The 18185-nt window shown below is 44.4% G+C and carries 21 protein-coding genes; 8 read left to right on the top strand and 13 right to left on the bottom strand.

Features of this window, described 5'->3' with window-relative positions; genetic code table 11:
* Positions 1-87: 87 nt before the first annotated feature.
* The 8 genes from EAE92_RS05060 to EAE92_RS05025 form a co-directional block, all read right to left on the bottom strand.
* Positions 88-882, bottom strand: coding sequence for a fimbrial biogenesis chaperone (locus EAE92_RS05060; RefSeq protein ID WP_214067272.1), 795 nt, complete (start codon positions 880-882; stop codon positions 88-90).
* Between the two features lie 28 nt (positions 883-910).
* The gene (locus EAE92_RS05055) at positions 911-1648 is read right to left on the bottom strand and encodes a fimbrial biogenesis chaperone (RefSeq protein ID WP_246545007.1); all 738 of its coding nucleotides are present in this window, start codon (positions 1646-1648) and stop codon (positions 911-913) included.
* A gap of 56 nt (positions 1649-1704) precedes the next feature.
* On the bottom strand, positions 1705-2361 hold the full coding sequence (locus EAE92_RS05050) for a fimbrial protein (protein ID WP_214067271.1): 657 nt from the start codon (positions 2359-2361) through the stop codon (positions 1705-1707).
* Positions 2362-2420: 59 nt separating this feature from the next.
* Positions 2421-3119 (bottom strand): fimbrial protein, encoded by a 699-nt coding sequence (locus EAE92_RS05045; RefSeq protein ID WP_214067270.1) that lies wholly within the window; start codon positions 3117-3119, stop codon positions 2421-2423.
* A gap of 62 nt (positions 3120-3181) precedes the next feature.
* On the bottom strand, positions 3182-3802 hold the full coding sequence (locus EAE92_RS05040; RefSeq protein WP_246545006.1) for a fimbrial protein: 621 nt from the start codon (positions 3800-3802) through the stop codon (positions 3182-3184).
* Positions 3786-4529, bottom strand: a complete 744-nt coding sequence (locus tag EAE92_RS05035) for a fimbrial biogenesis chaperone (RefSeq protein WP_214067269.1) — start codon at positions 4527-4529, stop codon at positions 3786-3788. The genes EAE92_RS05040 and EAE92_RS05035 overlap by 17 nt, the downstream gene beginning before the upstream one ends.
* A gap of 125 nt (positions 4530-4654) precedes the next feature.
* Entirely contained in the window at positions 4655-5227 is a 573-nt protein-coding gene (locus EAE92_RS05030; protein ID WP_214067268.1) for a fimbrial protein, read from the bottom strand.
* 426 nt (positions 5228-5653) lie between these two features.
* Positions 5654-6220 (bottom strand): tyrosine-type DNA invertase, encoded by a 567-nt coding sequence (locus tag EAE92_RS05025; RefSeq protein WP_214067267.1) that lies wholly within the window; start codon positions 6218-6220, stop codon positions 5654-5656.
* A 441-nt stretch (positions 6221-6661) separates the two neighbouring features.
* Here EAE92_RS05025 and recG point away from each other — a divergent pair, with 441 nt between their 5' ends.
* The 3 genes from recG (at position 6662) to EAE92_RS05010 (ending at position 10032) form a co-directional block, all read left to right on the top strand.
* Positions 6662-8743 carry an ATP-dependent DNA helicase RecG gene (gene recG / locus EAE92_RS05020; protein ID WP_214067266.1) on the top strand — a complete coding sequence of 694 codons (2082 nt, stop codon included), beginning with the start codon at positions 6662-6664 and terminating at the stop codon, positions 8741-8743.
* A 655-nt stretch (positions 8744-9398) separates the two neighbouring features.
* Positions 9399-9677 (top strand): hypothetical protein, encoded by a 279-nt coding sequence (locus EAE92_RS05015; RefSeq protein WP_214067265.1) that lies wholly within the window; start codon positions 9399-9401, stop codon positions 9675-9677.
* 94 nt (positions 9678-9771) lie between these two features.
* Positions 9772-10032 carry a hypothetical protein gene (locus tag EAE92_RS05010; RefSeq protein WP_214067264.1) on the top strand — a complete coding sequence of 87 codons (261 nt, stop codon included), beginning with the start codon at positions 9772-9774 and terminating at the stop codon, positions 10030-10032.
* Positions 10033-10662: 630 nt separating this feature from the next.
* On the opposite strand, the gene EAE92_RS05005 is transcribed toward EAE92_RS05010, so the two are convergent.
* The 4 genes from EAE92_RS05005 to EAE92_RS04990 form a co-directional block, all read right to left on the bottom strand.
* Positions 10663-11967, bottom strand: coding sequence for an RCC1 domain-containing protein (locus EAE92_RS05005; protein WP_214067263.1), 1305 nt, complete (start codon positions 11965-11967; stop codon positions 10663-10665).
* An 81-nt stretch (positions 11968-12048) separates the two neighbouring features.
* Positions 12049-13263: an RCC1 domain-containing protein gene (locus EAE92_RS05000; RefSeq protein ID WP_214067262.1), complete on the bottom strand. Its 1215-nt coding sequence runs from the start codon at positions 13261-13263 to the stop codon at positions 12049-12051.
* Between the two features lie 874 nt (positions 13264-14137).
* Complete coding sequence (locus EAE92_RS04995; protein ID WP_036813791.1) at positions 14138-14446, bottom strand: type II toxin-antitoxin system RelE/ParE family toxin; 309 nt, start codon at positions 14444-14446, stop codon at positions 14138-14140.
* A gap of 17 nt (positions 14447-14463) precedes the next feature.
* A complete protein-coding gene (locus tag EAE92_RS04990; protein WP_214067261.1) occupies positions 14464-14928 on the bottom strand; it encodes an antitoxin PaaA2 family protein in 465 nt (154 codons plus the stop codon).
* Between the two features lie 291 nt (positions 14929-15219).
* Between EAE92_RS04990 and EAE92_RS04985 the strand changes: the two genes are divergently transcribed.
* Positions 15220-15495, top strand: coding sequence for a type II toxin-antitoxin system Phd/YefM family antitoxin (locus EAE92_RS04985; RefSeq protein ID WP_214067260.1), 276 nt, complete (start codon positions 15220-15222; stop codon positions 15493-15495).
* Positions 15479-15859, top strand: a complete 381-nt coding sequence (locus EAE92_RS04980; protein ID WP_214067259.1) for a hypothetical protein — start codon at positions 15479-15481, stop codon at positions 15857-15859. Before EAE92_RS04985 ends, EAE92_RS04980 begins: the two co-directional genes overlap by 17 nt.
* Here EAE92_RS04980 and EAE92_RS04975 read toward each other — a convergent pair.
* Positions 15856-16599, bottom strand: a complete 744-nt coding sequence (locus EAE92_RS04975) for a class I SAM-dependent DNA methyltransferase (RefSeq protein WP_046394763.1) — start codon at positions 16597-16599, stop codon at positions 15856-15858. The two genes, EAE92_RS04980 and EAE92_RS04975, sit on opposite strands and share 4 nt — an antisense overlap.
* 608 nt (positions 16600-17207) lie before the next feature.
* On the opposite strand from EAE92_RS04975, the gene EAE92_RS04970 reads away from it, so the two are divergent.
* The 3 genes from EAE92_RS04970 to EAE92_RS04960 are packed head-to-tail and all read left to right on the top strand — an operon-like array spanning position 17208 to position 18164.
* Entirely contained in the window at positions 17208-17486 is a 279-nt protein-coding gene (locus EAE92_RS04970; RefSeq protein ID WP_214067258.1) for a type II toxin-antitoxin system RelE/ParE family toxin, read from the top strand.
* Complete coding sequence (locus tag EAE92_RS04965; RefSeq protein WP_214067257.1) at positions 17486-17791, top strand: HigA family addiction module antitoxin; 306 nt, start codon at positions 17486-17488, stop codon at positions 17789-17791. The genes EAE92_RS04970 and EAE92_RS04965 overlap by 1 nt, the downstream gene beginning before the upstream one ends.
* A gap of 55 nt (positions 17792-17846) precedes the next feature.
* Positions 17847-18164 carry a HigA family addiction module antitoxin gene (locus EAE92_RS04960; protein WP_214067256.1) on the top strand — a complete coding sequence of 106 codons (318 nt, stop codon included), beginning with the start codon at positions 17847-17849 and terminating at the stop codon, positions 18162-18164.
* Positions 18165-18185 lie beyond the last annotated feature (21 nt).

The raw sequence follows: 18185 nt of genomic DNA, 5'->3' as shown, positions 1-18185 counted from the left end.
AAAATCGCCATCTCTTATTTAAATATATTCAACTTAATATCTACTCTGTCGGTATCTGCAATATTGTTATTAACCACGACATCGTTATTAACCACTGCCAGATACAACAATAGATCGACTCTCTTCATCGGTGCTTAACCCAAACTCACCAATAGCACGCCACGATACCGTGACATTATTACCAAGGGACATTTTGCCCACCGGCAGTGACCAGCTCTGCTGACCAAATGGCGGCACCATCCTAAATAAATCCTGATCCGGTACGGCAAACGAATTCACCTGTAAAGCCTGCAACGTTATCCAAAACGGCGACGGATTAGTCAGCGTCACAACACTCTCTTTTACTGACGCGCTTAATTGTCTCACCGCACCGGCCACTCCCTCTTTTGGCAACCCCTCAGGACGATAGAACACCTTCACCGCCAGCGCCGCCGTCATTTTCACCTTGCCGGAGAAACCCTTAAATGCCGATGACGGTTTCTCAGAAGGCAACATACGCACATTCAGAAAGAACAGAGATTCTCGATCCTTCGGAAAATCTCCGCCGGTACGCAGGATTTTCAGCACCTGCCGTTCATGCGCATCCACCTTGGCAATAGGCGGAATCACGATGAATGGCGCCTTAGCATCCAATGGTAAACCGGTGGCAGGGTCCAATTCCCGTACCGTTGACTGAATTAGATAGTTGCTGTCGCTGTTATTAATGAATGTCGAAGGGACGCCATTGTTAAATGATTCAAGGTAAATCACCCGGGCGTCATTGATATATAACACCCCGTCCAGACTCTCTTCCGCCCTCAGTGGCAAAACCGGTGATATCATTGCCAGAGCGCATAACACAGACGTCACTCTCCGCTTGATTGAAACCTTACGCTCCGCCATGTGATGCTCTTCCAATCTCAAAATACACTCAGCCAGCCTGTAACGTACCGCTCTGTAGCTTACTCACCCCGCCGATATCGGTGATCATCGACCATTCCACCTTACCGCCAACCTTACCGGCCAGGGGAAGAGTCGTCTGGCCGAAAGGCGCCAATATTGACGGGGCTTTATCGAAATCTACCGCCTTGCCGTCAAGTTTCAGTTGAGCAAAAGTCTGGTAATACGGTGTTGGGTTGGTCACTACCACACTATTACCTGATTGTGTAAACGTCAGCCGACCACGGGCCTGTTCCGGCGTCATCGGCAGCTTATCCGGCCGGTAGATAAGTTTAATATTCATACCCAGCGAGATAGATAGCGACGCGCCAATCTCATCTTGTTTGCCGTCGCTATTTTCCTTGCTGTCATCAGCTGTTTTCTTCGCCGGGATCGCATTAATCCGAAAACGAAACAGAGACTCACGATCAGCTGGGAAATCACCACCGGTACGTACAAGGCGCATCACATTCAAGCTATTGCCCTCCATACGGAACAACGGGGGCAGCACCGTAAACTCCGATGAGCGGGTATTTGAGTTATCCCACGGCGTCACCGCGGCTTGTACCAGATAGACCTCTTCACCTGAATTTTGCAGTGAGATGCTTTGCACCTTGTCACCCTGCTGATAAATAATGCGTGTCTTCCTCAACATCAGACCTGCGTGGGCTGACGACACCACCACAACCGCCCATATCCCCAGCATCCCGATAACTATCAGCTTTTTCATATATCCCACTTCATTTCAGACACTATTCCTCAAGTACACCTGACTTATAACGTTATCTACTTCAAGCGCTCATACGAAAACTCAAAATGTATGTCCACTTGCGCTAATCCTCCGCATAACACATTGGTCTCGTTACTCTCGGTTTTGCACGTTGCCGGATTATTTTTGTCGCCTAAACCCCCCACATAAGCCCTGAACGTCCTCGTTGCTCCATCTTTTGCAAATGGTAGCGGCACCTGAAACGGATCACTGCTAGGCTTCACCTCTACAAACGTCTGGTTGCCAAGGTCCTGTAACCTAATCCCCACTCCCTTGGTAGCGCCACCATCATTTACAGGCATGAACAGTTCCCGATCTTGTGTGACAAAATTACTACTCCATATGTACAACGCTGGCGATTGGCCTGGACTACAGTGACTGAGTTGAAATTCCAAGTCTAAGGCGGAACTTTCCACATATTTGCTATTTTTCAGTTGACTCGCATAGACCTGAGGCATAGTAACGTTATAACCATCAGCGCCGCCGTACTTACCATTCACACTCAACGCACAAGTCGGACGTAACAGATTGCCTTTAATTGTGATCTCAATTGCCTGAGCCGACAAAGCCACACAACCGATGATCCATCCAATCAGCACCATGATGAGCCACAAATACTTCGCTCTGCTGTGACATGTTATTAACTCACGCTTTATAAGAGTGTTATTTTTCATTTTCATCTAACTCTCTTCCCCTCAGGTCCACATTTTTATCATCTGTGATCAACCACATATCAGGGATAAGAATAGGTAAACGCGACTCGCGCAATTAACGAGCCAGGTCGAATAATCTTGCTATCCTTTCCACGTGCAACCGCTACCATTACCGGAAGCTGTGCATGACCATCATCAAAAAATAGCGAATCAAGGCGATTCTCATGATTATTTATTACCAAATTATCCCAACCTATTTTCCCTTCATCTCCTAAATGAACAATAAACCCCAACCCCTCAGAGGCGTTATCATCGGAACCAGAGACAGGATCACGAAATACTAAACCTTGTTCAGCGTCGATAGTGTTTCCTGACACAGTGATAACAGGTCCGTTCGGTGAAACATCCGGATCACCACAATTGGTTAATTCCAGAGTAAATCTTCTGGGGTTTGATATATGCCCTGCCTGACTGAACTCCGCCGCCGGCAGCGAGCCGAAATTCAGCTCTGAACCATTAATATCACCACCACTGATCCCGACGTCACAAGGTTCAGGCAGAACAGTTATTTTCAGGTGCACGTCTATCCCACTCGATTGCGTCGGTGGGAATGGCGGTTTTTTAGGATCTTCGGATTCAGCCATGACGCCGCCTGCCAGGCACAGCGAAACCAACATCCCGCAACAAAGCCGGAGTATCACCATACGTAACGTCGAGCAGCCGCCATTACTCAGCAAAGCTGGTTGGTCACTCACTCTGTTTTTTTCTCGCCTTGTCACTTTGGTTCACCTTAAAACTCTCTCGTTTACAGCTATTCTGTTTAATGAATCGCACTGCAAACTCAACGATAATCAAACGTAAAATTCACGTTGGCATAGATTTTTCCTGGCTTTTTACAGACCATTACCGTCTCCCCTACCGCCGGGGCGCATACCAGTGAAAACCTCACCGGCACAGAAGGAGTTTGAGCATTTATGGCTGTGCCTTTATCCGCCAGATAAAATGGTTCACTATCCGCTATATTTGAGGACCATTCCGTTCCATTCAGCTTCTTCAAGCGCACCGTGACGCCCACCGCCTTTGAAACTGGAGCCTCGGTATTTTGACTACGAAACAGCGTCTTATCATTTGTACCAAAATGCTCTCCGGTAATAGTAATCGCAGGAGCAACCCTGTTTGCATCGATCACATCTGAGCAATTTCTCAGAGTGAGATTGGTTTCCCCGTAGGCGCTCCCTGATACCAAGCTGGCAAATTGCACTTTGCCCAGATCGATATTGTTGTTATCCACAGCGATATCACACGTCCCGTAGGCAATATCGGCCTTAAATGTGACGATGGCGGAATTCTCCGCCCACAAGGGGCCAGAAGAGAGCCACAAAACTCCACCCACGCCGATGTAATTCAGGTAATTGCGTAGACGCTGAACCCTTGAGATACCGGCTTTACTGAATTTCACCATTGAAGTTCTCTCCACCGCCGAGATCGCTGATCACCGCCCATTCCACTTTCTTTTTATTCTGATTATTTTGAGCGGGATAAACATGGCTACTGAAAGGCGCCAGCATTTGTGGATGACTGTCAGAAAACTTCACCGGCACGCCATCAACTTTGATCTGGGTAAAGCTGATGTGATAAGGCGAATTGTTGCTAACTTGAACGCCCCCGGAAGCATGGGTAAAGCGCAGCGCTTTGTATGCCTGCTCTGGCGTACCCAGCAATCCCGTTGGCCGATAAAATAGTTTGATGGTATTGCCGATGGCATAAGTTATCCCGCCGCCAATCTTGGCGCTTTCAAAGCGCTGGCTCGGCGGATTATTACTACCGGGAATAGCGGAGGCATTAAAATAAAAGACGCTCTCCCGATCAGTCGGCAACTTACTGGTATCGCCTAAGATGCGCAGAACATTGGTTCCTTTAGGGTCCAAACGGAATAAAGGAGGAGAGACGTAAAAGGGCGCTTTACCCTTGCCATCGACGGTGCGAGTAATTTTAGTTGTCACCAAGTAAGGGATATTAGTTGTCGTATTGCGCACCGATACCGTTGTTTCAGCTTTATCCTGTAAGAAAATAATGCGTGTAGCGTTGATGCCAAACCCGCCTTCGGCCTGACTTTGTGACGTGAATAAAAACGCGCCCAATACAAGGCTTTTTACTATGATGTTAGGAAGTCGGAGTTTATGGATCATCTTTTCTTTCTCAATATTTTGGCTCTGCCCACCAGTAACTACCTAATAAAAGGCATCATCAATCATCTAGAATTCTTCACCAAAGAAGCCCGAGGAGGTTCTCCTCAGGCTGAAACAAATAAACATTAGTTATATGCATAGGAGAAGGTGATGGGGGCATCAACACGCACTTGGGCCGGTGGCAATGATTTTGCTGCTAGATACGCAGTGAATTCTACTTTACTATTATTGAAATGGTCCGCCTCAGTACCACCACTCAAAGGGACTGTATCACCATTTTTGACAAGCGTTTCCTTCCCATCTGCTGCCACGTAGCTTAATGCTGCACCTGCATTTACCCCTTGGTCCTTATTAAAAACGATTTCAGAACCATGCAACGTGTTTCCAGTCACAACCAACTGGACACTCTTTTCTTTAGTATTCTGGGCATCACAGTTAGTAACACCGACCTCAAACTTTGTCTGACTATCATGCGAATATGACTTGAGGGCAGCGAGATTGCCACTACCAATTGCGAAGGTACCTGCTGCATGGTTTCCTAGATCCACATTCCCGTTTGCACGAGGGCTGGTGACATCACACGTCGCGGCCACAATCATACCCGTAATCGTTACCTCTGCATTATTCTTCGCATTGGCAGCCGAAGCTGCCCCCATAACCAGCGCTGCCACCGCGCTTATCTTTAATATCTTTTTCATTTCATTAATCTCTTTTAACTACCTAACTAAAGTCCGATTCAAACTCGTGCATCATGTTTTGATAAACAGAGGCATCTAGCTGTACAAAAATTTGTCAATTAGGACCATTTTGACTATCGAAACATAGCTATTTTTCTGTATAAAAACAGCACCATACAGAGTTAATATGCGATTATTTCGCAAATTTTAAGGATATCATCTTTACCTATCCTAAAATTAAAAACAAAAATTTTGCTAAAGTGACAACAAAAGGGCAATGTTTTTGCATGTTGTAATAAAAAGAGTGGATTATTGGAATGTTTCTGTGGTAGGATTATTGAGTTTTACAAATATATACAAATCTCTCTCTTTTTTTATTAGAAAACTTTTAGTACAATTTCTAGGCGATCGTGTTTCGATAGTCAAAATGGTCCTAACTGTCGTACCTTAACGCCTACCTTTTACGCCCCAAACTCCTTGAAAACGTTCAACATTACTCGCGGTATAACATACCGTATGGCGAATGTTTTTATGTCCAAGATAGTCTTGTATTAGCCGGGTATCGATTCCTCGATCTGCAAGGGCAAAACCGCAGGCATGACGCAACATATGTGGATGAGGCTCTACCGCGATATTCGCCCGTTGCCCTAACTGGTTGATAATCTGATAGATGCGCTGGCGAGTCAGTGGTTTCCCACAACGCGATAGAAATAACCAATCACTATCAGCGCCCTGAAAAGTTTTGCGCACTTTAAGCCATGCCTTAATCGCCTTAACTTCACGCTGCAAAAGGGGATGATTAGTACAAAACCCGCCTTTTAATCGCCTGATATATAGGCATTTTTCTTTTAACTCCATGTCAGATAACCGCAAATGCCTAGCTTCGCTAACACGAAAGCCGTGGATATAGCTCATATACACCAGACAGTAATTTCGTTCTGGATTAGGCCCCACTTTCGCCATTTCCAACATGCTTTCTACTTCTGATTGAGTCAGATATTTTCTTTGGCCCATGATTATTTCTCCAAAATATATTGATAGCACAACCCGGCGATATCCCGCTTAGAGCAGACATAAGCTAGGATAAAATAGACACCGCTACCCAAAACGATGGCCTATTGTTCACCGAGGCTACAAGAGGTTATACAGATATGGGGCAAAATTTAAACACCTTTTTTGATTATTTTTTCACCTCGCAAGCACGTTAGTTTACATTTGACCGACAGGACAGATTATTCAAAACAGGCTACAAGAACCTGTCGTTACAAATCGTCTTTTTCGTTATAGCGGCTTACTCTTAAAGGTATTGATATGGTTTTCAACCAGTTACCGAGGAAAATATTCCATTGATTACATTAAACTCGCCTGTATTATTATGGCTGGTAAACAGGATCAGGCCGTGACCTGTAAAACCTGATGGAGTGCCATGCAATTAACGGAGATAAAAGAAACCTTATGAGAGGCCCATTGCTTGATGCCATCCCTCTGACTTCCCTGCGTGGTGTCGGGGCAAGTCAGGCCGCCAAATTAGCAAAAATAGGGCTGGTTAATTTGCAGGATCTTCTGCTGCATTTCCCGCTGCGTTATGAAGACCAGACACGCCTTTATACTATTAATGATCTTTTGCCGGGTATTTCCGCCACCGTCGCAGGTGAAATCCTGCGTACCGATGTTACTGTTAGTCGCCGTCGAACCCTGATCTGCAAAATTAGTGATGGCACCGGCGTGCTCACGCTGCGCTTTTTTAACTTTTCGGCGGCAATGAGAAACAATCTGGCGAAAGGGAAACAGGTTGTTGTCTATGGTGAAATCAGAAGAGGCAGTCAGGGCGCCGAAATTATTCATCCTGAGTATAAGATTCAAAATCGTACTGGAAATGTACAGCTTCAAGAAACATTAACCCCGATTTACCCGACAACAGAAGGTGTTCGTCAGGCGACGCTGCGTAATCTCATTGATCAAGCGCTGAAATTGCTGGACACCTGTGCAATCAATGAACTCCTGCCGGAAGAACTTAGCCGCTCCATGATTAGTCTGCCGCAAGCACTGCATACTTTGCACCGCCCGACACCGGATATTGCTCTGGCGGATCTGGAAACCGGCAGACATCCCGCTTATCGCCGTCTGGTTCTGGAAGAACTTTTAGCTCACCATTTGAGTATGCTAGCCGTCAGAGCCGGCGTACAACGCTATCACGCTCAGTCGCTGCCGACTGAGGACAAGTTAAAACCGCAATTCCTTAATCGCCTGCCATTTTCTCCAACCCATGCGCAACAACGGGTTGTCTCGGAAATTGAACTGGATCTGGCAAAAGATGTTCCCATGATGCGACTGATTCAGGGCGATGTAGGTTCAGGAAAAACGCTGGTTGCCGCATTGGCTGCGTTGCGAGCCATTGCGCATGGTAAACAGGTCGCCTTGATGGCGCCGACTGAACTACTGGCAGAACAGCATGCAAATACCTTTCGGCAATGGCTGGAGCCGTTGGGTATCCAAGTCGGCTGGCTAGCGGGTAAGCAAAAGGGGAAAGCGCGTCAGAAGCAACAAGAAGCCATTGCCAACGGCCAAGTCGCCATGATTGTCGGTACCCATGCCATGTTTCAGGAACAAGTGAAGTTTTCCGGTCTGGCGCTGGTGATTATTGATGAGCAACATCGGTTTGGCGTTCATCAACGTCTGGCTTTGTGGGAAAAAGGACGTGAGCAGGGTTTTCATCCTCACCAATTGATTATGACGGCCACCCCGATTCCCCGCACCTTAGCCATGACCGCTTATGCGGATCTCGATACTTCTATTATTGATGAATTACCACCGGGGAGAACGCCGGTGACGACCGTTGCTATCCCGGATACACGCCGCGAAGAGATTATCAAACGGATCAGAAACGCCTGCCTTGATGAAAATAGACAAGTCTATTGGGTCTGTACGCTAATTGAAGATTCCGATGTGCTGGAAGCTCAAGCCGCGCAAGCCACCAGTGAAGAACTTACTCTTGCTTTACCGGAACTGAAAGTCGGGCTGGTACATGGCCGCATGAAAGCCGCAGAAAAGCAGGCAGTGATGGAGGCTTTCAAGCGTGGAGAACTACAGCTTTTGGTTGCAACAACGGTTATTGAAGTGGGCGTGGATGTGCCGAATGCCAGTTTGATGGTTATTGATAACCCGGAACGGCTCGGCTTGGCGCAACTTCATCAATTACGTGGACGAGTTGGCCGTGGGGCTATCGCTTCTCATTGTGTTTTACTTTACAAAACGCCGCTGAGTAGTACTGCCAGAATACGTCTGCAAGTGCTTAGAGACAGTAATGATGGTTTTGTTATCGCGCAGAAAGATCTGGAAATTCGTGGTCCCGGTGAATTATTAGGAACACGCCAAACAGGGAATGCGGAATTTAAGGTGGCTGATTTGCTAAGAGATCAGGGAATGTTGCCGGAAGTTCAGCGTATTGCCCGCCATCTCCACCAGCATTATCCTGAACATGCACGTGCCTTGATTGAACGCTGGCTACCAGAACGGACACATTATGGTAATGCGTGATTGAGGATATATCGGAGCGTTTTTTTGTTTCTCAACGCTGCCAAAAATACAGATATCTGGTTTTATCCAATAATTAAGATGCTCTGCTATAGAGCTTTCTTTTAATTATTCCGTTTAATTGTTCATGTATTATTTCTAAAGGAATGCAAAATAGAACTACAATTATTCCTAAATTAGCTCCAGCGTTAAAACATATCCCAATAAAATATAAATGGTTTTTTATTATTTTCTTAAAAAAATCGAATCTAACACCTCGAATTAACTGATACGACGTGTCACTATCCGAAGTCTTTTATCAGCTAACTGGGGTGACAAGCGGTTCCGCCATTTTTTATCAAATTCAGTTATAGTGTATGCGGTATTAGCACAATGTTATGCTCAAAGGTTAAAACGAGAATAGATGTAAATCTATGATAGGAAATTTTAATTAACGTAATATTGAATTACTAAGTTTAAATAGTAAATGTTTCTATTAACCCAATGAATGTAATTTTAAATATTTTCTTTTAGAAGTATAAAACCTTGATGGAGGTCACGCAAATAATAGTAGTTTTGTTGGTTTTCTTATCTATACTTATATTTCATTATGGTACATATTAGGGTGTTTTTAAGTTAGAGCTAAATAAATCTACGTTGATATAATGGAGAGGTTAATATGATTTATGTCAAAAGTCTTTCAGAGAATGTGGTTAAAGTTGCAATTAGTAAATGGAGTAGTGATGAAGGTAATGACGAATATATTGAAATTAATAAAGGAGAAGTGGTTCAATGGGATAGATCAGATAGGCGCGGTTTTTTAATGTCAGTAGCACGCAAAGATAGTGTTACATTGTTATATTCAATAAGATTAAATGGCTACGTGATTATTTATGATAACGGGGTTTACAATAACGGCAGCCAGATAAATTCTTTATATTCGATACCATCTGTCTAAAAAAGTTTATTATCGCATTAGTTTTTTTGATTTAATTTTTTCGTATTCCATTGAATTAAATTCAAATATTCATTATTGATATAGTGGAGGATTTATGATTTATGTTAAAAATCTCTCAACTGAACCGGTTAAAGTTTCGGTTAATAAATGTGGAGAGGAAAGTAGAGAGGAATATTTAGCCCTTGATTATGAAGATGTCAAGGTGTGGGATCTATCCGATACGCATGGTTTTATATTGTCAGTCATACAGAGAGGTATTGAAAAATCATATTCTGCTTCTCATAACAGTTTTATTATTATTTTTGATGATTATGTACAAGATAGCGGCACCAATATATCTCATCAAGAGAAATAAATGAGAGCTTGTCATCCGATTTAATTGAGTGTTAGACAAAATTAAATCACCATAATCAGGAATGGAATCTCCATTCCTGAACTATTTATATTCAACGGATTGCTGCTTTTTCCCCTAACGCTTGTTTTTCTGCTTGATTGATAAAGATATCTCCAGCCTCTTTATAATTAATCAGTTGTTTTATCAACTTCCTCTGCCAGCATTTCCAGACTAGGTGCTTAGTCCCAATATTTGATGAATAAGATAATAGAAAAAATTATCGCTTGATACCTATAGGTTAATATTAAATTGTTTTTTGGTGGTTGGTTTTAGATTATTTTTATCGATAAGGAGTAAAAGTTAAAATTATGAGGTTTGAGCAACAGAATTTAATAAAGATGTACATTTTTATGGCTAATTTTATTAATACGTAAATATGTAATTTAATCTACTAAGCATTAACCGTAAAGCAAAGAATAAAAATCTCCAAAGATGACGTAATATTTTTTCTGTTTATAAAAAAGTGAGTTAGTTTGGTAATAACAAGAGCGGGAAAGCTAATATTTCAAATTAAATAAACGATAGGCTGAACCGAGGTATTATAGCTCAGCCTTGGTTTTAGGGTTTTTAGTAATTTATAATGACAGTGGATTAATCATCATATTCACTGTGTACTATATTATCGTTATTAGTATTCCAGGCCACCATCTGACCATTCCTCCGTAAAGCTGCGAATACATTTTTTGATGCACTTAGGCTAACGATATCTTGTAATCGGGCTATTCCGGGAGGAACCTGGACGTTAGAGCCAGAGATTTTGCTCCCATAATCGTCCACTTGGTATCCCCAAGTAACCACGCTACCATTCGCACGTAGGGCAACAAAAGCATTCTTTGCTGCACTCAGGCTGACAATATCCTTTAATTTAGCGATCTCAGACGGGGCATTACCAATACCACCCCAAGAGACCACGCTGCGGTCTGCTCGTAGGGCTGCGAATGAGCCGTTTATTGGATATGAGCCTATTATTGAATGTAAGCTGATGATATCCTTTAATTTGGCAATTTCGGGTGGGATGCTGATATTACCCCAAGAGACCACACTGCGGTCTGCCCTCAGAGCAGCAAATGTATTGCCTGTTGCATTTAGACTGACAAGATCCCGTAATGTGGCAATCTCTGGCGGAACTTGGCTGCCATAACGTTCATCTCCCCAAGCAACCACGCTACCGTTCGCACGCAGGGCTGCGGACGCGAAATCGCTTGCACTTATGCTGACAATATCCTGCCATTTTGCAATTTCAGGGGGCATAGGATAGCTACCCCATGTGGCTATACGGAAGTTTGCTCTCCGGGCAATGAAATTATTACCTATTGAACTCAGACTGATAATATCCTGTAATTGGGCCATTTCAGATGGGACTTGGCCGCCATAGCTCTGATCTCCCCAAGCGACCACGCTACCGTTCGCCCGAATAGCCGCGAAAGCACCATCTGTTGTTGCACTTAGGCTGACAATATCCTGTAATCGGGCAATGTCGTACGGGACTCGGCCGCCATCGCTCTGATCTCCCCAAGCGACCACGCTACGGTTTGCCCGCAGAGCTGCGAAAGCACTACTTGTTGCACTCAGGCTGACGATATCCTGTAATCGGGCAATATCATCCGGAACTTGGCCGCCATACCTCTGACTTCCCCAAGCAACCACGCTACGGTCTGCCCGCAGGCCAGAGAATGCATAATTTGTTGCACTTAGGTTGACGATATCCCGTAATTGGGCAATTTCTGGCGGTACAGAGTAACCATATCCCCAAGTAATCACTCTGCCATTTGGCAATAACATGACGGTTGAATCGTAAGAAGAGGTGATGGAGCTATTGCTGTCAGAGTGAATATATACCCCACCTCTAAATTGCTGGTATAGGTTGTTTGATGAGAACTCGTTATTTTGTTTCATATTATTATCCTAATAAGGTTATATCGGATTTACCTTACTCACAGGGAGTCTGTACCGTAAAACCTCTGCTTAATGGATTAATTAATTGTCATATTCATTATGCAATTTATTATCATTAGCCGATCCCCAACCAACTCTCTGACCATCGGCTCTCAAGACTGTAAATGAGTTTCTTGATGCGCTTAGGCTAACGATATCTCGTAACCGAGCTATCCCAAGTGGGACTTGATTGCCTTGATTACCGTGATCATTGTCTGAATAATTGCCATATCCCCAAGCGACTACACTGCCGTCCATCCGTAGAGCTGCAAATGCGGTTTCTGTCGCGCTTATACTGACAATATCCTGCAATGCGGCAATTTCTGGCGGGGTTTTGATATCATTACCTCCCCAGACGACCACACTGCGGTTTGCCCGCAGGGCTGCGAAAGCGCTCGATGTTGTACACAGACTGACGATATCCTGTAATTGGGCAATTTCCGGCGGAATACTGCCACCCGAAGATGGATTACCCCAAGCGACGACACTGTGATTTGCCCGTAGGGCGGCAAAAGCAAAATTTGTGGCGCTTAGACTGACAATATCCCGCAATTGAGCTATTTCTGGCGGGATTTGAGTACCTGAGTTCTTGAACCCCCAAGCGACAACACTGCGGTTCGACCGTAGAGCTGCGAAAGCAGAAACTATTGCACTGATACTGACAATATCCTGCAATTTAGCTATCTCTGGCGGAACTTGACCGCCCCAATTTTTAATTCCCCAAGCGACCACGCTGCGATTTGCCCGCAGGGCAGTAAATGCGCTTATTGTTGAACTCAGGCTGGTAATATCCTGCAATTGGGCAATTTCATCAGGTATTTTACCGCCATAAAATTCATCTCCCCAGGCAACTATGCTACCGTTTGCCCGAAGGGCCACGAAAGCAGAGCTTGTTGCTTTCAGGCTGACAATATCCGTCAATTGGGCAATTTCTGGCGGAATTTCACCACCATTACCTTCGTTTTCATTTCCCCAGGCAACCACGCTACGGTTTTTCCGCAGAGCCGCGAAAGCATCATCTGTTGCACTTAGGCTAACGATATCTTGTAATTGGGCAATATCGGACGGGATTTGACTACTAGGGTCATTTCCCCAAGCTATCACTCTGCCACTTGGTAATAACATGGCGGTTGCCCCTCTGGTAGAAGCGATAGAAGTATTATTCTCAGAGGCGCTACTCCTGTCCGGTTGCCAATATTGCTTGATAGGATTACCTTCGGCATCCATGTTTGGTGAGGGTTCGTTATTTTGATTCATATTATTCTCCTAATGATGGTGATATCGGATTAACCTTTTTACCCACAGGGGAATCTATGCCATAAAACCTATCCCTTGCGGGTTAAGCTGAATTTCTACTGCAATTTAGTACTAACTATTCTTTGATGAAGAAGATAATAGAAAAAATTATCGACTGACAATTATAGGTTAATACTAAATTGATTTTTTGGTAGTTGGTTTTAGATTATTTTTATCGATAAAGCGTAAAAATTAAAATTATGAGACTTGGGCAACAGAATTTAGGGGGAATGTACATCCTTATTGCTACTTTTATTAATACGCATACATGTAACTTAATCTACTAAGTATTATCTGTAAAGCAAAGAATAAAAATCACCAAAAGAGGCGTAATATATTTTCTATTTATAAAGAAATGAGTTACTTTGGTTTTTTAGGATTTACATTAAAAACTATTTCGTAGAGAGCGGGAGTGATAAAATTTCAAGTGAATACTCCATAGGTTGAATTATTATATTTTTCTCAGTCATTGGTTAATGGTCTGCAATAACAAAATAATACTTAATAGATTAACTAAATCGAGAGAGCAATACCCATTCATTATCGACATTCAGAATGATCTATTAGACGATTATGATTCACGGACAATATTACAAAGTCAGTGACAACGGTAGCAAAGAGCAAGTTAAAAGCTGCGGATATCGTCTGTGTGACGAAATGTCGCAGGTCATCTTAAAGCATTAAGCAATAGTAAATGCGGGGCTACGCCAGCCCTGCATTTGTTGGCAGTTATCGCAGCTACCCGGCCACTACCCCTTTTAATTGAGAGCATAAAAAAGTCTGGGGCGCTTTTTTACGCTCTCCATCTCCTGCTGGGAGATCCGCTGTCACCATGTCACGGCGTTTGCTGCGTCGCGTGTTTCACTCGCAAAATTTCGACGGTGCGCGCCTCGTCCAGCACGCGATAAAAAATAATGTAGTTCCGATGCGCGACCAGCTCGCGCACATAATCCGGCAGGCCGGGCCGCCCGGTGCGGCCAAGCTCCGGGTGCTGCGCAAGCGGCAAAGTCTTGTCGCGTAGCTCCTGACCGAAGCTGCGCGCCCTGGTCGGGTTGTCTTTGCCTATGTATCGAACAATGGCGCGCAAATCCTCGCGGGCCTTCGGTCGCCACTCGATGCGGTAAGGGGTCTTTGCTTTCGCCATAAATCAGCCAGCCGCGCTCAAGCGCGCTTCCTTTTGGCGGGCTTGTGTTCGGCGGCCAAGGCGGCAATATCAGCGTCCATCTCGGCCATAACCTCATCGCGTGAAAGATTCGGGCGCGGGTCGTCGATAGCATCCTGAATCTCGGCGGCCAGCCACTCCGAGTAGGCGGCGGCTTGGTGGGCCTTACGCATTGCCTCGGCCCGGCCACGATTGCCGGCGGTTTCTTCTTTCTCGTCCGGGTTCCACTCACTGGCGTCGAACTGGCCGATGGTGATGCCTACGTCGCGCAACACTTTCAGGGCGGCAATGGGGTTGCCGAAACGGCGCGGCTCCTGGCTGCGGGCCTTCGCCAGCAAAGCGGCGACACCGCTGCGGGTTGCGATCTGCACAAGGAAGGTTCCGCCCTGCCCTTTCAGGGTCACACCTTCCACGCCGCCGGAATCGCTTGCGGCGCGTAGCTGCTCAATGGTCATGCTTTTCATGATTCACTCCTTATAGGGTGATGAAAGTAACAGGGTTGATTGTGCATGTTTCCTAGGAAACGCGCAATCACCTAGACAAAAAAGGTTGGACAACATTTAATGGACATTAAGCTCCGTTCACCAAACGGAGCAGAACACCACCTCCCCAGACTTTCCCGCCAGAAATGCTCTCACTTGACGAGCGGGGTCCAAAAATCATCTTGGTTGGCGGTTGGCTATTTTGATTACTGGTAGCTCCATGCATTTTTAACCATAATAGCTATTCGAGCCATTTTAGGCGGTAGGTAATGTATGGAAATTATTCCCGCACAACTGGCTAAGAACCAGTTTGGAGATCTGCTTACGAAAGTTCAGCGTGAACCTGTGGAAATTAGTAAGCATGGTAAACGTGTGGCCGTGGTTATCTCTCCTGAAGAGTATGATCAGTTCGTACAGCTCAAGTTACAGAATTTAAAAGCCGTTCTGGCTGAATCTATTGCACAAGCTGATCGTGGCGAATTGCACAGTATTGATGATGTATTTGCACCGTTGACAGTTGATGAACTTGAAGGTGAAGGTAAGGCTTAAGGATAAGTGTCCGGTTTACGAAGAAAGCCAGAGAGCATATTCGTGCAATCAAACTCTATTCTATGCGCCGATGCGGGCGAATGTCGCGGAAGCTTATTCAACTTCGTTACGTGTGACTATGACGGAAATTCTTGATCGTCACCCATCCCCCGGTCATGATCGCAGTGAGGATCTTTATTTTGGCGTGCTGAGTTTCCCCGGCTTAAGTGAGTTATCCGAGCGCCGTTTTCCTCAGAAACCTGAATCCCGGCTGGAGGTCAGGAAAAGTTGTTTTGCAGGACGAAGGAAATTCAAAAAAATCCCTCGATTTTCATCGGGGGATTTGTATAAGAAAGACAACAGATCTCGGGGATTATTTTGTTAAATCTGACAAACAAGAGCTATATCAAGGCAATTTCGTTGATAATCATCCCAAAAACCTGGGGGATGAGCCTCAATATCGCTTTCTAACAGCATGGGTTTTTGCCATTTAAATTGTTTGAACCCTGCCTTTTGGATCGCTGCTTGATATTGTTCACGACTCCAACGATACATAGTGAAAGGGCTGGGTGGTGTGGTAAGAAATTCAGCTTTCACGAGAGTGGTGTCTTTCACCGGCTCTTCACTCAAAACTTTTATACAATAATTCTCATAATTCCCTTTCTCTAATCGATAATCAGGTTCAAAGGTATACGCAATTAGTTTACCGGAAGGCTTGAGATGAGCGGCAATGACACGGAACATAGTTTCAAGGTCTTCAAGAGATTCTGCATGGCAAAATAACCAGGCTGCATTAACTATGTCAAATTTGCCAAATGACTCCGACTCCATCTTGCAGACATTTCTTACGTGAAATTCGATATCGTCACCGTATTGTTGTGATTTGCTTTTCGCAATCGCTATCATGTTTTCTGATATATCGACTCCAATGACTTTCGACGCGCCACGATTTCTGTATTCTCGACTAAAGAGGCCATATCCACAGGCTAAATCCAACACTGATTTCCCGTGTATATCCCCTGCCAGATCGAAGATAGTTCTGATTTCTACTTTGATATGGTCAGTAGCATCTGAAAAGCTCTCGTAAAGATGTGCAATAGGGTCATATAAAGCGTTATCTTTCATGTTGTTATCCTTAGCTAAAGGCCAAAATACTCTATTTATCGAAGAAATATATTATTTAGTACGAATTAATAATTACTGAAAGTTTTTCTCTTGTTATAAATAAAATCCCAAAATATCACATCACTCATAGTTCTATATATAACGATTGGTTAGTAAGACCACGTGCAGCAGAATTATGAAACGTTATTTATATTAATACGTTAGTGATGAATTAGATATAATTTTTTAATATTGGTTAATTTTCGGATAAATATAAGGGAGGAAATAAATATTTAACACCTATGATATGTTTTGTGGAAACTATTATTATTATCATATACCGAATGAACTTCAAGATGCTTGAGCCGTCAGACATAAAAACATTTAAATTCAACAACATAATCGTTTTTCAAACATGCACTTTGAAGTATCTTGAGTATATATAGAATCTTAAGAATTAAGTCTTTTAAAACACGCTTTGGGGATACGTATTTTTCTATCCACTGCGTCATGGCAAATCTCGCCAATATTTCGACGAATTCGACAAAGGCGGCTTTACGCAAAAAAGATTGTTGCGCGACACTCGACATGCGTTATAATGCCTCTCGTAACACAATAGGGCGCAAACAATGATTAAAAGTTGGAAGCATAAAGGGTTACGGAAGTATTATGAGAAGGGAACCACGGCGGGAATTGTTGCGCACCACGCTAACAGATTAGACCTACTGTTAAATGCATTAGATTTAGCAAGCGGCCTGAATGATTTGAGTTTACCGAGTTTTCAACTGCACCCCCTTACGGGAGATCGAAAGGGCATTTGGGCGGTAAGCGTATCGTCGAACTGGCGGTTAACTTTCGAATTTAACGATGGTGATGTTTATATACTGAACTATGAGGACTATCATTAATGACTAAACATATGCCGCCCCATCCGGGGCGCTACATCTCTGACGAGATGAAACATTTAAATATTAGTCTTAGAGTGCTTGCGCGTGCGCTTGATGTCTCTCCGTCAACTATTGGGCGTGTGGTTGAAGGTAGCGCAGCGGTAACGCCAAGAATGGCGGTGCGTTTAGCCAACGTGATCGGCAGTACGCCGGAAATGTGGCTGAGACTCCAGGAAGCGCATAGCCTGGCACAAGCTAAACAGGAAATAGATTTAACTCGTCTAACGCGCCTGTTTACGCCAGTACAGCACCCGCATCATGTTTAATGATGAAAGCGCTGAGGAATACCCATAATTAGACAGAAAGGTAAGAGGTGAAACTATGACTGAAGCACTAAAAATTCCCGCGCATCAACCTACCAGTGTGGGCGCTATGCTCAAAGAAGAATTTCTGGAACCCTTGGGTATCACCCAGGGCGAACTGGCAAAAGCTATGGGCGTAGGCCGGAAGATCGTCAATGAGCTGTGCGGTGGTCGGCGTGGAGTGACTGCGGAAACAGCCTTTTTGCTGGCAAAGGTTTTGGGAACCACACCGGAGTTTTGGCTTAACCTCCAGTTCATCAATGACATGTGGCTGGCTCAACATAATGAAGTTTTGGCTGACAAATTGGAACACGCGCGGCCTTTGGTGGCCGCCTAGTTGCGAATATATTGCGTTGTA

The organism is Photorhabdus hainanensis, from assembly GCF_018448965.1.
In the GTDB taxonomy this organism is placed as follows: Bacteria; Pseudomonadota; Gammaproteobacteria; order Enterobacterales; family Enterobacteriaceae; genus Photorhabdus; species Photorhabdus akhurstii.
This window is presented reverse-complemented; position numbering and strand designations above follow the sequence as displayed.